General features: G+C 25.6%; 7 protein-coding genes. All 7 read left to right on the top strand.

What is annotated here, in order from left to right:
- Positions 1-94 precede the first annotated feature (94 nt).
- The 7 genes from gatA to MarbSA_RS05610 all read left to right on the top strand — a co-directional run bounded on the left by gatA (position 95) and on the right by MarbSA_RS05610 (position 17,716).
- The gene (gatA, locus tag MarbSA_RS05640) at positions 95-1,480 is read left to right on the top strand and encodes an Asp-tRNA(Asn)/Glu-tRNA(Gln) amidotransferase subunit GatA (protein WP_221061131.1); all 1,386 of its coding nucleotides are present in this window, start codon (positions 95-97) and stop codon (positions 1,478-1,480) included.
- Positions 1,481-1,576: 96 nt separating this feature from the next.
- The gene (locus MarbSA_RS05635) at positions 1,577-3,250 is read left to right on the top strand and encodes a nucleotide-binding protein (RefSeq protein ID WP_221062058.1); all 1,674 of its coding nucleotides are present in this window, start codon (positions 1,577-1,579) and stop codon (positions 3,248-3,250) included.
- A gap of 200 nt (positions 3,251-3,450) precedes the next feature.
- Positions 3,451-11,727, top strand: coding sequence for a transglutaminase domain-containing protein (locus MarbSA_RS05630; RefSeq protein ID WP_221061130.1), 8,277 nt, complete (start codon positions 3,451-3,453; stop codon positions 11,725-11,727).
- Between the two features lie 41 nt (positions 11,728-11,768).
- Positions 11,769-15,041, top strand: coding sequence for a right-handed parallel beta-helix repeat-containing protein (locus MarbSA_RS05625; RefSeq protein WP_221061129.1), 3,273 nt, complete (start codon positions 11,769-11,771; stop codon positions 15,039-15,041).
- Between the two features lie 150 nt (positions 15,042-15,191).
- Positions 15,192-15,956 (top strand): hypothetical protein, encoded by a 765-nt coding sequence (locus MarbSA_RS05620; RefSeq protein ID WP_221061128.1) that lies wholly within the window; start codon positions 15,192-15,194, stop codon positions 15,954-15,956.
- Between the two features lie 78 nt (positions 15,957-16,034).
- Positions 16,035-16,226 carry a hypothetical protein gene (locus MarbSA_RS05615; RefSeq protein WP_221061127.1) on the top strand — a complete coding sequence of 64 codons (192 nt, stop codon included), beginning with the start codon at positions 16,035-16,037 and terminating at the stop codon, positions 16,224-16,226.
- A gap of 284 nt (positions 16,227-16,510) precedes the next feature.
- The gene (locus tag MarbSA_RS05610; protein WP_054835017.1) at positions 16,511-17,716 is read left to right on the top strand and encodes a hypothetical protein; all 1,206 of its coding nucleotides are present in this window, start codon (positions 16,511-16,513) and stop codon (positions 17,714-17,716) included.
- Positions 17,717-18,029: the final 313 nt, after the last annotated feature.

Here is an 18,029-nt window from a genome sequence, read left to right as displayed (position 1 = left end):
TAAAAAATAACTTAATTTAAAGTTCGTCATATTTATTGTATAACTATATATAGCTATCAAATATGCTAATTATGGCTAATAACTGGGTGTTGTAATGAATACATTTGAAAAATCACAAAAAATTAAAAACAATGATTTAAAAGCTACTGAAAACTTGGAAAATTTTATAGCAACAATCGAAAAAAACAATCCTTCTATTAATGCGTTTTTAGAGGTAAATAAGGAATCTGCATTATCTCAAGCTAAAAAAATTGATGAAAAAATTAAAAATGGATTGAAAGTTGGATCTTTAGCTGGATTAGTGTTTGGAATAAAGGCTAATATAAATGTAGAGGATAGAATAATCTCTGCAGCTTCTAAAACATTGGAAAATTACTATGGGAGTTATGATGCTACAGTTATAAAGAAAATAAAAGAACAAGATGGGATAATTATTGGAATGTGTAACATGGATGAGTTTGCAGCTGGTAGTTCTACTGAAAGTTCATATTTTGGAGCTACTGAAAATCCTGCTGCTCCTGGTCATATACCTGGTGGTTCAAGTGGTGGTAGTGCTGCAGCTATTGCTTCTGAAATGTGTGATATTACACTGGGTTCTGATACTGGTGGTTCTATAAGAAATCCTGCATCTCATTGTGGTGTTATTGGATTTAAACCTACTTATGGTGCAGTTTCAAGACAAGGTCTTCTTGATTTATCAATGAGTCTTGATCAAATTGGTCCTCTTTCAGATAATGTGTCTGGAATTTCTATGGCCCTTGATACGATTGTGGGTTATGATGAAACAGAATGTACTAGTTTAAATCAAAAATTCTCTTCTTTTACTGATATAGCTACTCAAGATCGTGAAAAATTACAGGAAGATGTAAAAGACATGAAGGTCTTATGCATCAATCAATTCAAAGATGTAACTGATGAACATATAAATAAAATAATTGATGAATCAGTTGATAAAATTGGGGACATGGGTGCTGAAGTAGTTGAATCTAGCTTCGATTATATTGATTTGTGCTTACCTACATATTACCTTATAAATTATGTTGAGTTTTTCTCAAGTACAAGAAAGTATGATGGAAGAAAGTATGGTCATAAGATTGAGGATGTTTGTGGTGAAGAAGTACTTAGAAGAATAGAGATGGGCTCATACATATCACAACAAGAATTCAGTGGAAAATATTATAAAAAAGCTTTACAAGCAAGATCACTTATTAGAAATGAAATTAACAAGATATTATCTGATGTTGATCTTATATTAGGTCCAACTGTTCCTAAACTTCCTCATAAAATTGGAGAAAAACTTGAACCAATGGAAATGTATGCTTATGATGTTTTAACAGTTATAGCTAATTTAGCAGGTATTCCTGCTGGAAGTATGAAAGCTGGAGAATATAATGGAATTCCAGTTGGATTGCAGCTTCAAGCTAAGCCAAATGATGATGATAAAATCATTAAAACTATGGCTGCATTAGAATCATTATAATAATAAATTTAACACTATTAAAACAGTTATTTATATTATAATATTTTAATCTTAAAATCATAATTAACCATAATAATTAATATTACTAGTTGAATCATTATGAAAATTGGATTAGTTTATGTTAAAGGAGCTCTTCCAGGATTTGAAGACTTTGGAAACTTACCAACAGATATCGTTAAATCAAATGGGCTGATTAAGGATTCTAATGCTTTGAAAGCTAGTGAAGAGCTTGATGCAATTATAATTCCTGGAGGATCTCTTCTTGAGTCTAATTCTGTTTCAACTGATTTAGCTAATGAAATTACTAAAATGGCTTATGATGAAAAACCAGTTATTGGAATATGTTCTGGTTTCCAATTATTAGCTAATGAAACTGATGTTGGACGAAGATCTCCATGTCCAATTATTAAAAAAGGTTTAGGCTTACTTGATGTTAATTTTTCTCCTTTAATTAGTAATGATCGTATTAATGCTGTTGTATCTGATAATAATAACTCTTTTTTTACAAAAAATATTACTCCTTCTGATTTTATAACTGGTTTTCATTGTCATACTTATGGTAAAATTGAAATTATTGATGAAAATTATGATAATGGCTCTAAAGATGAAAATACTATTAAAAACAATTTTGGAGCTAAACCATTACACTATTCTAAAATTAAACGAATGAACTATGGGGATACAGATTCTTCTATTCTTTCAGGTGTTTCTAATGATAATGGAAATGTTATAGGTACGATGATTCATGGAATACTTGATGAAAACCCTGTAATTGTTGATAATATTCTTGATTATATTGGTGCTAATTATATTGAGCTCGATAATATATTTAAAGTTAATGAAGAACTTAAAAAATTCATAAAAAGTGAATTAGCTATTGATACTGGAATAAATACTAAAAATATAAATAGATGTAATGAATTTAGAAAAATTATTATTTCTTCTATTAATAATAAAATAACTAATTTTAAAGAAACTAATTCTAAAGATATTAATTTTTACAACCTTGATTCTTTTAATAAAGAAATTCCTCCAACTCTTATGATTGGAAGTACTGGTTCTGATTCTGGAAAAACATTTATTGTAAGTGGTATTACAGGAGCTTTAACAAAAAAAGGGTTAAATGTAGCTGTTTTAAAAGTTGGACCAGATGTGAGAGACATAGAACCTTCTCTTTATTTAACAAAAAATAAGATGGAGGATTATTCCTCAATTAAAATTGGTCATATTGGATGGATGGATATTGAAGAAACTTTAAAACGATTAAAAAATTCCAATTATGATTTTGTAATTATTGAAGGGGTAATGAGTGTATTTACTGGTATATTAAATGAAAAAATCCCTTATTCTGGTGCTGAAATAGCTGTATCATCAAATATTCCTATTTTAATGGTTTCTGGAGTTAATAAAGGTGGAATAGAATCAGCAGCTGTTGATTTAGTTTCACACACAAATAAATTAAAAGAACTAGGGATTAATGTTAATGGGATCCTATTAAACAAGGTTTATGATGAAAATATATTTAACAATGTTTCTAAGTTTATAGCTACTGAAACTGGTCTTTCAAAAGAGGATATACTTTATCTTCCTAAGATAAAAATGGATGCTAGAAGTACAACCCCAGAAGTAGAAATAAAATTAGAAGAATTTTCAAAATATGCTTTAAAAACAGTTGAATCATATCTTGATTTAGAAAAAATAGTCAAAATGGCAGATATTCCTGGATTTAAAGGATATTTATCTTTTGATGATATAAAAAAGTTTTTTTAAGTTTTAATTTATTAGTATATTTTCTGATTTAAATATTTTTTATACTTTTTTAATAATTTTTAATAGTTTTTGTAAATGTTTATATATGATGAGAAGATAATATTTATATAACATAAAGAATGTTCGCTATTTATATATTTTTAATTTTTTTTAGTATGAGGATATTTAAGTTTTTTAGATTTTTATAGCAGGTGGTGGTGATGAATTTAGAAAATTTGAGAGGAACACGGAAAATGAAAAATTATTATAGTTTAGTTCGTATTTTTATTCTATTTTCTTTTATAATTTTGTTTTCATTATCTTTAACATGTGTTACTAGTGCTGATTTTGGTGATATTCGTGAAGCTATCGCTGACACTGATCCTGGTAAGACAATAACACTTCAAAATACTACTTATGTTGGTAATGGTTCTCAAATACCAATTACTAAGAGTATTACTATTCAGGGACCTAATGGTCAGTATGCTACACTTGATGCTAAAGGTGAAAGTCGTATTATGAGGACTGGTAATAATACTGTTGTTACTTTTAGGAGGATTATTTTTAAAAATGGTTTTCTTGAAGGCACTGGTGCTGGTTCAGCTATTCGTGCAGGTGGACAAGTAATTATTGAAAATTGCACCTTCCTTAACAATCAAGGAGAATCAGGAACAGCTGTATTTTTATCTCCAGATGCAGATAACTCTAGGATAAACAACTGTATATTTAAAGGAAATAAAGGTATATATGCTGGTGAGGATGATTGGGTTGAAGGTGCTGCTATTGATGTTCATGCAGGGCATGTCAACATTACAAATTCTATTTTTGAAAACAATCAGGCACTTGATACTGGCGGAGCGATCAACTTTGCCATTCAAAGTGTAGGTTCTCAACTGATTAACTGTAATTTCACAAATAACACTGCACCTACTGGTGGAGCAATAAAAATCATCAATACTGATATTCTTATTCGTAATTGTAAATTTACAAGTAACACTGCTAATTCAGGAAGTGCTATTAATATTCGCGATTCTAAAGTCAGATTAGAAAATTCAACATTCATTTTTAACTCAGCAACAAATAACGGTGGAGCAATCTATAATGATTTATCTAACACTTCACGCAATGGCTATTTAAATATTTCTTCTTCGAATTTTATAGATAATAATGCTGTTAATGGCGGAGCAATATTTTCAAAAAACATCTTAAATATTAAAAACTCTAACTTCACAAATAACCATGCAACAAATAATGGTGGAGTTATCTATTCATCCAACATTACAATGCTCTTAAACACGTCATCACTTGTTAACAACTCTGCAACAAATGGAGGAGGAATATACTCAAGTCATTCAAACATAACAGCCAATTATAATTATATAGCTAATAATAATGGTAATAAGTATGTTTATATTACTGGATCAAGCACTTTTATTGATTTATCTTATAATTGGTGGGGTGATAACAATAATCCATTAATTAACCACGTTACTAACACTAGCAGTGTTGTTTTAAGTGATTATTATACTGTTAATGTTAAACTTGTTAGTTTAAATGGTGATTTAGCTACTTTTAATTATTTTTTAACTCTAAAAAATAGTGAAATCTCACTTGGCTCAGATTATTTACCAGCTTTTTATGGTGATTACTATAATGGAACCAACCATACTCGATTTCAAGCTAATACACAAAAAACAATAACCACAAGTCTAAATGGTGACAAGCTATTTAAAGTTAGTGTTGATGACTTTGTAGGATATCTTGTTGTTTTTGTTAATGATATTTATGGTGATGACTTTTATAGTGGTGATTCCTGGGAATCTAGTCTTAAAAGCTTGAAAAAAGCAGTAAATCTTGTAATTGATGGAGGGTATGTTTATATAGCTTCATCAGTTTACAATGGAGTGAATAATACTAATATTCTGATTGATAAGGATTTAAATATTATTGGTGTTAATGATAATGAAGGTTGTGTTGTTTTTGATGGTGAAAATAAATTTAGTATTTTTAAAATCCTAAATGCAGATGTGAAAATTAATAATATTACATTTATTAATGGTAATAGTGATAATGGTGGAGTTATTTATTCTGATAATTCTAATTTAACCATAAAAAACACAAATTTCTTAAATAACACAGCTATTAATTATGGTGGAGCAATAGCCATCAACGGTGGAGGCTATTTTAACCTATCTAATATTAAATTTTCTAATAATCATGCTACTTATGGAGCTGGAATTTACTTAAAAAATACTAATAACTTTAACTTATACTCATCAGTCTTTGAAAATAATACTGGAGGTATTGGTCAATCAATATACCTTGATAAAGATAATAATGGTTTTAATGTTTCATACTCCTTGTTTTTAGATAATGGTAACAATATTGTTTTTTCCAATGGTTCTAACACTGGTTACTTTGATTATAATTGGTGGGGAGATAATAATTACACTAATCACACTAATTTAAAAGTAAATACTTATTATACTGCAACTTTCACTACAAATAGGACTGTTAATACTGTTGTTGGTGATAATTGCACAATATTTTATTCTTTTCACTTAAATAATACAATAAATAAAGGAAACATAAACCTCCTGCCTGATTTTAATGTTTCACTCTACTACAATGATATATTCCTTGATTCATTAAATGTAAAAGAAGATAAAACATTTAAATTCCTATTAAAGCATGTTTATAATAATCTTTCTATTTTTACAAATAATAGGGTGTTCTTTTTAGAGTATTTGGTTGGTAAAGGTAAATTGGAAATTGAAAACCTCACTATATTGGTTGATAAAATTAATTATGCTGATAATATAACTTTAAAGATAGATTTAAAAGATAATTTCACAGGAAAACTAAACATAACCCTAAAGACAGCTAATAGTACTGATAATGATATTTTAACAAGAGAAATAAGTTTTATCAATGGTGTTGGTTATTTTGATTATGTTATTACTTTATTAACTAATGTTTTATTTGATATTCAAGGAACCAATAATGTTGATTACAATGATACTGATAATATTAGTACTTGGGGTGTTGTTAAGTATTATCTTAATATAAGTAATATTATTATTCAGAATTTTAACTATGGTGATGATTTGAATATTAATATTGACTTATATCTTTCTTCTCTTAATCCTAATATTGCCCAAGTATTTAATGTTACTGTTAATGGTGAAACAAGGGAAATAAACTTTATTAATAACTATGGTGTCTGGGTTCATAGAGTAACACAGGCAGGAACAGTAAAATTTAATATTAATTTAGAAGAAGATGATTATTACTATTCTGCAAATAAAAACACTAATAAATTCTTCAACTGCACATTCTATATAGATTCTGTAAATGGTAATAACAGTAACATTGGAACCAGCCCAGATAAAGCTTTCAAGGATTTTAAACATGCATTAAATCTACTTATTAGTGGTGGGACAATATATGCACTAAATGGAACTTATACTGGGGGGAATAATACTAATATAACCATTAGAAAAGATGTAAACCTCTATGGATTAGATAATATCATATTCACCACAAAAAATAATAATATAAGGGTTTTTACTGTAGAAAACGGTTTATTATACATAACTAATATTATATTTTCTGGTATTAATTTTAATGGTGATGGAGGAGCAATATATACAACCAATAAAGGTCGCATTGAGATTATTGATTCTAAATTCATAAATAACAATATTGATGGTAATGGGATAATCTATCTTAATTCAACTGGAAGCCTTATAAACAGAACAGAATTCATTAATAATGCAGCTTTTAATGGAGGAGCTATTTTTATAGAAGGTGACAATAATATTATAGTTTCTTCATCCTTTGTTGATAACACAGCAGAATATAATGGAGGAGCTATAAGTATTACTGGTGATAACAATATCATTGGTTATACTAGATTCTTTAATAATACTGATAATACTTTAAAACAAGTTTATAATGCTGGATATGGTTCTAATCTATCTTTTAATTGGTGGGGAGATAATTTTAATCCTTTAAGTGCTCATATTAATAATACAGGTAGTATAAATTCACTTAATTATTACAAAGTACTTTTTAAAGATCTAGGAAATGGATTATTCTCTTATCAATTAGCTACTGATTATGGAAATTCTGAGGGAGTTTCTAACTTTTTATCATTTAATGGTTCTTTTAAAGATAAAATGTCTCCTATTTCAGATTTGTTTAAAGCCAACACTGATTTAAAAGAAATACTTGTTAATGGTAGTCTTGGTTTTGTAATGTTTAATGTTGATAATTGGAACAATATGATGATTTTTGTCAATGGAACAGGAGGATCTGACACAAATAATGGAACCGACTGGATTATTGCAGTAAAAACAATAAAAAGAGCATTAGAATTAGTTGTTGATGAAGGAACAATATATATTGCAGGAAACATTACTTATAAATCACTTGCTAATTTGAATCAGACTATAGCTAAAAATATTACCATCATTGGAGCTTCTAGTTATAGTGGAGGAGCTATAATCTTAGATGGTGAGAAAAATCCAGATATTAATGTTTTCACAATTATTGATTCAATAGTTACCCTCAAAGAATTGGTTTTCAGAAATATTAATGGAACAGCTATCAATATTCTAGATTCTTATTTAGAATTGTTAAAATGTGATTTCACAAATAGTACAAGTTTTAATGGTTTAATAAGATTAAACAATTCTTACATTGAATTGAATGATACTAAATTTAATCTTATTGATGGAAAAGTGATTAACTCTTTTAAAAGTGATTTAAAGTTTAATAATAGTTTATTTACTGATATTAAAACAAATAATGGTATTATTCATGGTTTTAACACTGATTTAATTTTTAATAATACAAAATTTACTAATATTAATGGTAAAAACTCTATTATTTGTGTTGATATTGGAAATATTAATGCTTTTAATTTAAATTTCATAAATAATAATATTAGTGCTTTTTATCTTAATAATAGTGATTTAAATATTCAAAATAGCTTATTTGAAAATATTAGCCTTAATAATAGTGATATTGGTCTTATTCATGTTGTTAATGGGAATTTAACTGTCAATAATACTGTTTTTAAAACTATTAAAAATGGATTGGTTTTATATTTAAATAATTCTAAACTTATTTTAACAAGTTCTAATTTTATAAATAATGATTTGAAAGGTAATAATCTTATTTATTCAACTAATAGTGAGTTGAAATTTAATAGGGTTAATTTTGTTAGTGATACTACTAATAATAATCTTATTTTTACTAATAATAGTAATTTATATATGAATTCTTGTATATTTGAAAATATTGTTGTTGATGGGTCTGTTATTTTTAATACTCATAGTAGCTCAAATTTTAATAATGTTACATTCTCTAATATCACTCTAATTGATGGAAATATTGTTAGTGATCTTGATGGAGATATGAGCTTTAATAATTCAATTTTTCAAAATATTACTAATGGAACATTATTATATACTAATAATTCAAGTTTTAATATTGAAAATAGTAGATTTAAAAAACTTAAAGGAAACTTACGTGTTGTTGAAAGTGTTAATAGTAATTTAAATGTTACTAACTTGATTTTTGAAGAGATTAATTCAACAGCTAACTTGTTTTATGTTATTGGTGGTGATTTAAGTTTTAAAAATCCAGTATTTGAGGGTATTGTTTTTGAAAATGATTCTTTCTTGTTTTATACTAATAATTCTAATGTGAATATTGATAATTTTGTTTTTAACTCAACTATCAAAGGAAAACTCATTAATGTTCATGGTGGAATTGTAAATATTAATAATTCTGCATTTAAAAGCTTTAGTAACTCTAATATTATTAGCAATAATGGAGAACTCAGTATAATTAATTGTAATTTCACAGATATTCATGTTAATGGTGTTATTTATAATAATGGTGTTTTAAACATCGTTGATTCATTATTTAAAGATATTAGTTCTAATGAAACTGTGATTTTTAATAATGGTTTTTTAGTTGTTTCTGGTTCTGTTTTTGATAATATTGTTTCTGGTGGTGATGGTGGGGTAATATACTCTACAAACACTCTTAATATTGTATTTTCTAATTTTACTAATATTTCTAGTTTTAATGGTGGTGTGATTTTCTTATTAGGGCAGAGTAATATTTCAAAATCTATTTTCATTAATAATAGAGCTACTGGAAATGGTGGTGTGATTTGTACTAATGGTACATCTGGTAATCTAAATATTGTTGCTACTATTTTTGAGTCAAACAATGCGGAAAATGGAGGAGCTTTATTTTTAACACTACCAACAACCATCACAACTTCTACATTTAAAAATAACATAGCTACAAGTAATGGTGGAGCTATTTATTCAACTAATCATTTTACTATTGTTAGTGGGATAATTAGTAGATGTAATGCTACATATGGTAGTGGGATTTATAATACTGGATTTTTAAATTTAAGTAGCTTTAGTTTTATTAACAATAATGCAGTAATTTTTTCTATTGAGGTTGAATCTCCAAGTTTTGCTACTGAAAATGAAAGATTTATAATCACTTCTTTTATAATTAGTGGAGATAATCTTTTAAATGCAATTTATACAACAAACAATAACTTCATTACTGATCGTGGATCTTTTGAAGTTTTGAATAGACTTATTGGGGTGAATATACAGTTAAAATTTGAAGATAACGAATATAGCAGTATAACTGGGTCAGATGGAATAGCTATTTTCATCGTTGTAGCATCAGGAGGAAATCCTACAATGAAATATACAGCTTACATTATAAGCAATGGTAATGTGAAAAAAACAAGTGAAATAAAGAAAATATCATTAAAAACTATAACAAATAAATTAAAAACAATAAATAGCATTGTTACTAAAAAGAATAAAAAGAATAAAAAGATTACTTACACATACAAAAATAATGCAATTAAAACAATTAAAGAAGCCGAATCTGCTAAAAAATCACTCTCTGGATCTCAGAAAAAGAAGCTAAATAAGTTAATTTCAGACACTAAAAAGGCTATTAATAAGATTCAAGTTGATTATGATGCATATATAAAATCTTTGAATAAATCAATTTCTAAAAAAACTGTTTTTGCAGATAAAGCTAAGAAAAAAGCAGATAAAGATAAAACAGCTAATCTTTTAAATGATATTAGCAATGATAAGGTTTTAAAACCAACCAAGAAAAAATCATTGAAATCGAAAGCTAATGATTTAATAACTAAAGTTAATAATATTCCAGTTAAAAGTCTTCATGATAATTATAATAAACAAATAAACAATATAAAAACAGCCGTTTCTGGATTAAGAACTTTTTCTAGTAATAAAACAAAGAATGATTATATATCTAAATTAAAAACTATTAATAGTAATATTGATAATGATGTTTATTTAACTAAAAATGAAAAAACTAAGTTAAAAAATTTATATTCTAATGTTTCAACTAAGATAAATAGTATTTTGGTTCAACTTTCTCCCCCAGCTCCAAATATAACTTATGATGGTGATTTAAAGATCGTTATTTCGTGGAGTGATCTTGTTAAAGCTAAAGTAGATGAAATTATTATTACTGCTATGGTAGTTAGTAAAAAGAATATAACTGTTAATTATTTGAATTATTATTATGAACTTATTAATAATGATATTTCAGATTTAAACTATTCAAATAATAAATACATGGGTTATGAAGTTGGAGAAAGGAATATTACGGTCGATGATGTTGTACAATGGGTTTTACTTTCAAATAATTCTCTTAAAGAGCAATATAAATGGTATTATCAAAATAGTACAACATATAAATTTTTCACTGGGACTAAAAATGTTGTAATATATGATAAAGATAATAATATTGTCTCTAATACAACTACCTATGGTGAATCTTATAATAATTCTTCACATCAAGTTTTAAGGGAAGATTTTTCTATGTATGTACTCCCATCAGAATTTTGTGAAGCAGATAACCCAGAAATCATTAATTTAGCTAATTCTATTAAAAAAAATACTACTGATAAATCTGATAAATCTGTTGCAAATGCAATTCTCAATTGGGTTCAAACACATATTAAATATCAGCTTTATAGTAATACACTTTACGGTGCTTTGGGTACATTACATTCTAAATTAGGCAATTGTGTTGATCAAGCTAGTTTGACAATAGCACTATTGCGTGCAGTGAATATACCTGCTAAATATGTTTCAAAACAAGCTATTTTTGAAAATGCACAGTTAGGCCATGCTTGGCCTGAAATATATTTAGCATCATATAACTCAATTCAACATCCAGATTATTGGGTTTGTGCTCAACCAACATCAAATATAGCATATGATTTAGGTACTCATGCATCTAAAGAAAAAGAGGGAGATTGGTGCACTGTAACTCCTTATAATAATTCATTTTTTGAAGGTGCTAATTATAATTTTTATAAGTTAATTAAAATTGATGGAAAATGGTGTATAGCAATTCAAGATGTCTTGATTAATGAAACATGGATACCTTATTGGAAATAAAAATATTTATTATAATTAATCATGATTATTGGAGGTTTATTATGAATTGTTTATTTAAAAAGTGCTTTGTAATAGGATTGTTTTTGTTGTTAACCTTAGGTTCGTTATCTTGTGTTAGTGCTTCTACTTATGTTGTTAATGAGTCTTGGTCTAATGATGATATTCAGGTTTTAATTGATAATAAAGGATTAAATGTTACTGAGTTGATATTTTCTAAAACTACTGATGGCATTTATAGGGATATTTGTTTAATTATTTACAATTCTATTAATATTGTTTCTAATGAGGATATTTTATTAAATGGAACTGATAATGAGCTTGATTATGCTTTCAATATTTTAGGGCATGATACAACTATCACTGGTTTTAATATTATAGGATATTCTACTGGAATATCTGCTTCATTTTTAGATAATCTTATTTTGTCTAATAATAGTTTTTATTCTAATGATAATGGGATTTCTGTTAGCTGTTCTAATAATGTTAGTATCCTTAATAATAATTTTAGTGGAGATGATAATTCTGATAGTATTTTTATCACTGGTTCTAATAATGTAAATGTTTTTGATAATGATATTCAGGATTCAGGGTCTGGTATTAATATAATGGAGTCAAACAATACACAAATTACTACTAATAATGTTAGTAATACTAAAAGTCATGGAATTTCTATAGATAACAGTGAAAATGTAAATGTTTCTAATAACGCTTTAGATAATAATAGTATTGGAATTTCATCAAATAATGCTAATAATTTAAAGATTAATGATAATAATATTAAAAATAGTCGTAGTGATGGTATTTCTACCTATAAATCTAGAAAAAATAAGATTATTGATAATGATATAGATGATGCTTTCAATGGGATTTCTGTTTATGATAGTGAAGATGTTAACGTTTCTAAAAATAAGGTAAAAAATAGTAAAAATAAAGGAATATCTTTAGATTTAACTAAAAATGCTAAAATAAAATCAAATAATATTAAAAATAGTCAAGATATAGGTGTTTCTTTAGGAAATTCTGAAAATATTAATCTTACTAACAACAATATCACATTCAATGCTGCCGATGGAATTTATATTTCCTATGGAAACTTTATTGGAATCAACAATAACACAATAACAAATAACACTAATTTAGGAATTTCAATAACTAACACAAAAAACACCTTAATTAATACTAATAAAATAATTGGCAATAATGAAGGTATAAATGCATTATACTCTGCTTTAATTGGAATATTCAATAACTCTATAGAAAAAAATAAAGAAAGGGCTATTTATCTTGAAAATGATATTAATAACCAAACCAGTCCTTATTCACCATGTATATTACCAGATAATATATTTTCTGCGATACCTCCTCACATGAAATATTTAAAATATTCTGCTATTATTAGTGAAAATAATATTTCTAATAATGGTTATGGTATCGAAATACATAATTTCAATGCAGCTAAGGTTAATTTTAATATTGTTAATAATAATTATGGTGATGCTATGAGCATTTTTTATTCTAATAATTCTTTTCTTATTAATAATAGGGTTTTCAATAATAAAGGGGATGGTTTGATATTAGGTGAAACCAATATCAATGTTTTTAAGAATAATATAACTAATAATAACGGTAAAGGTATTAGCATTTCAAAATATAGTGCTATTGCTGCATTTCTTAATGGTTCTGAATCTTTCACTAGTACTAATCCATTTAACCCATATCATATATTTAATTCTGATATTTCAAGTATCTATCTTGGTTCTGAAGGTGTCTATTTGAATCTTTCGGGTATTTATTCAGTTTATTCAATGATTAGTGATAATATTGTGTCTGATAATGGTGAGTATGGTATTTTGGTTTTGGATTCTGAAAATTTATGGATTCGTAATAATGTTTTTAGTGGTAATGGTCTTAGCGGTGTTCTTTTGTCTGGTTTTGATGGCAGTGTTTTGTCTGATAATGTTTTTATTGGTAATGGTGTTGGTGTTTCTTTAGATTCTTCTAATGGCAATAATATTTTTAATAATAGTTTTATTGGTAATGTTGCAGGGATTGATGTTGGTTCTAATGATAATAATATTATTTTGAATGTTTTTTCTAATTGTACTGATGATATTGTTCTTAGAGGAAATCGTAATATTATTAGTGGTAATAAATTTTTTAATTCTAAATCTGATAGTATTTCTGTTTATGGTTATCAAAATACTATTAAAAACAACAAAATCAACAATTCTAAAGGTTATGGTGTTTATTTAGGATCTTCTAATAATATTATTTCCAATAATGATTTTGTTAATATTAAATGTGTCTATGTTGGTTCTGATAATAATAGCATTCTACTAAATTCTTTTTCTGGAGGAGTAAATGGTATCATTATTAGTGGTGTTAAAAATGTCATAAGAGATAATAGTATTTCCAATACTAAGTCTAATAGTGTTTCTGTTTATGGTTATAAGAATACTATTAAAAACAACAAAATCAACAATTCTAAAGGTTATGGCATTAGTTTATTTGCTTATGGTAATAATGTGACTTATAATTCTCTTATTAATAATTATAAAAGTTTGTATATTGATTCTGATCAAAATGTTTTTTCTTATAATAATATAATTGGTTCTAAAAGTGATGGTTTGACTATTCTTGGTTTTTCTAATGTTTTTAAGAAAAATATTATTAATGGTTCGTGGTTTGGTTATGGTGTTAAATTACAAGGGAGTTATAATGTTTTTGAGGATAATAAGATATTTAAATTTGGCTGTGGGCTTTATACTCGAACCTATAATTTAGTTTATAATAACCGTGTTGATGTTAAAAATGTAGGTATTTCAGCTAAAGGGAATTATAATTATTTATTTAAAAATAATATTATTAGTAAAAAGTATGCTGTTACAGTTAATGGAAAATATAATGAGCTTGATTCAAATAAAATCACATCAAAAATAGGTATCACTATAAACGGAGATAAAAATAAAATTAAAAATAATCAAATTAAATCTAAAAGTTATGGAATAAGTATAAAAGGCCATAAAAATACTTTATATGCTGATATTATAAGTAAGAATAAGAAATTCGGTGCTCAAATACTTGGACATAAAAACACTATTAAAAAATGCACAATTACCAAAAATAAGGGTCATGGAATTAAAATTATTGGAAATAAGAATATTATTACTCGAAACATTATTAAGTTGAATAAACATCATCAGATAAAGTTATTGGGTGTTGGAAATAAGCTAACTAGGAATAAATTCGGTGTGAAAAAGAATAAAGCAGTACATACTGTTTATTCAAGAAATAATTTTAATAAAAACAAATAAATCATGGTGAATATTAAAATTGAGGTTTATTTTATGAGTTTTGAAAGGTTTCTGTTAATAAAAAAGATCATACATATCATGTTATATAATGTTTTATGAATTTATTTTATTAGGGAATTGTTTGTTATGTTAAAATTTAGGTTAATTTCAATGTTTTTAGTTGTTTTGATGATAATATTATCTTTTATTGTCATTGGTAGTGTCGATGCTAGACCTGATCATTATGTTATAAAAAATGAAAGTGATATTAAATATTTTAAATTTTCAACAAAAAATGTTTATTATGGTAAAAAAGCTACAATTAAAGTTAAATTAATAGGACATGATAATAAACCTGTTAAAAACATGAAACTTTTTGTTAATGTGATTACTACTGGTTCACCATATCCTGGTAAAGTTCTCAATACTATTAAAACTGATTCTAAAGGTATTGCTACTATAAAATATAAACTAACCGAATTTGGTTATAATACTATATTAGTTCAATCTGATGAGATTATTCCTTCTTATGGTGGTGGTGATAATACTGCAATGTGTGATCTTTATGTTTATAAGTCTTTTTTGAAGCAAAGTAATAATGTTTTTGTTAAGAATCGTACTATTGGCATGAAAAGTTATTTTAAGGTTTTTGGCCCTAAACATTCGACTTTTAAGATTTATTATAGGATTCCTAAGGGAGTTAAGTATATTAAACCTAAAATTAAATGTAAAGATTTTAAATCTGCTAAGGTTACTTATAATCGCAAAAAAAGAATAGCTGTTTTGAAGGTTACTAAATTGAAGCCAAAAAGGAGTATATCTCTTAGGTGGAGGTTGTCTGCTAAGTCTGGTAATTATATTCTTAAATCTATTGTTAAAAAACCTAAATCTACAAAATTTAAGGGGAATAATGTTTTAAAGAAAATTAAAGTTTAGAGTTTAAGTTTTAGTGGATTTTTGATGTGTGGAAGTTATAAATTTTATTATTAGTTTATTGGAGGAGTTTCTGATAAGATGGATGAATTTAAGCGAAGTAACTTTATTTTTGCTATAGTTAACGTGATTATTGTTCTTTTGATTTTTATTTTCTTGCCTTCTGTTAGTGCTGTGTCTTATAGTGTTAATAGTAGTATAAGTAAAAGACTTTCTATTAAAGGATATAAGAATAATATTAAAAAAATAAATCATAATGTTCATATGAACTAATAAATATTAAATAATTTAGTGTTTTTTATTTTTTAGTTCTTTTTAGACCTAGGTAAAAGTCATTTTTCAAGAAGAAAATTTTCTTCATTTCCTAAATAAAGGATTTTAAGATAGTTTTCCTTTAGTGGTTTAGACTTTTGACTATCTCTACTTTTATATTATTTAATTATCAATCGATATATTTATATAGCATTAAATTTATAAATTTTATTAAATAAAGAACGCTCGCTTTCATATTAAAATTCATTCCTTTGAGATTATGTGGGTAGTATAGATGATAGAATATGATATTAAATAGAAAAATACAGTTTAATAAGGATAAAATCTTCTTTTTATTCGTACTTTTTTTATTCTTATTGTTATCTGTTTTATCTTTAACTAATGTTTATGGTTATGATTCTGAAAATATCACAGATATTTCTAATATTCCTATTAATAATGATACTATTTCTATTAATAATTATAGTAATGATATTAATAATAGTATTAATGATACTAATACTAGTAATATTAACAATGATACATCGACTTTAATTGATGATTCTACTCATTTAATAGAGGATAATTCTATTTGTACAACTGTTGGTTCTTCCAGCCAATTTAATAGTAGTGGTGTGAGTGGTGCTATATCTATTGCTATAAACACTGGAGCTGTTGTATCTGGTAGTGCTGTTATTGCATCATCTTATAATAAAAATCTTTATAATATGCCTTATATTCTTATTATTTATTCTCCATCTTCTTCATATTCAATAGCTAATAATCAGTTTATTTCAATATATAATGATTATTTTAATTTTAATTATAAATTTAATAATATTAATAGTATTAATAGTATTAATAACATTAATAATGTTTTTGGACTAGAGAATTATGTTAAAGATAAATTTATATTCAATAATTTTATTTTCCAACTTCAAGATGATTATATGGGTTATAATATTTTTGGTTATTTAAATTTTGAAACATTGTTCGATTCTCAAATAACCAATTATCCTTTTAATCCGGGTATTATTTCTGATTTTATTTTTATTATTGGTTCTAATAATCAAGATTCAATTTTAAACATTGATCATCGCTATAATAACTATAATTCTGGTCATATTACCTATAATCGAACTCATAATCAAATTTCAGAGAGAAGTTATGAAAATTATTCTATTAAATTTGATAATATTGATTATAATAACATTTTTGATCTGCTTCCTTATGAAAATATTCCTGAAAGTAGTGATACTGCTAATTATGATAATGAATACAATTTGGTGTTGATATCAAGTTATTATTTTACAGGAAAAGGTATTGAAAGTTTTAATAAATTCATTAAAGCTGTCTCTAATTTTAATTTCAATAAAATGATTATTAGCAATGACTTTTCTAGTATTCCTTTTTTTGAGTCAGTTGATGCTCCGATTTTAACTATTTCATTTTTTGTTGCTATTTTTATAGAACATCATAATAATGGTAAAGAACATTTTAATCATATTTAAAGTAGAATTTTTGATTTTAATCAATTTTACTTTCTTTTTTAGTATTTTAATTTAGTTTTAGCATTATTTTTGTTTTAACTTTATTTATAATACTTATTAATCTAATTCTACTTTAAATTTCTTTTTTTATATTAGTGATTATAGTTATTTTTAGATTATATAATCTTATTTTATATAATTAGTTATATAATTGAATTAAAAATGCTATAATTTATTGATAGATGATTTTAGAATATTTTAGAACTTAATAAATTTTAAAGCTTGAAACAAGCTTCTAAAATTCGAATAAAAATGATTTAAATTATAAAGGGGT

The sequence above is a fragment of the Methanobrevibacter arboriphilus genome (genome assembly GCF_019669925.1).
GTDB lineage: Archaea > Methanobacteriota > Methanobacteria > Methanobacteriales > Methanobacteriaceae > Methanobinarius > Methanobinarius arboriphilus_A.
This window is presented reverse-complemented; position numbering and strand designations above follow the sequence as displayed.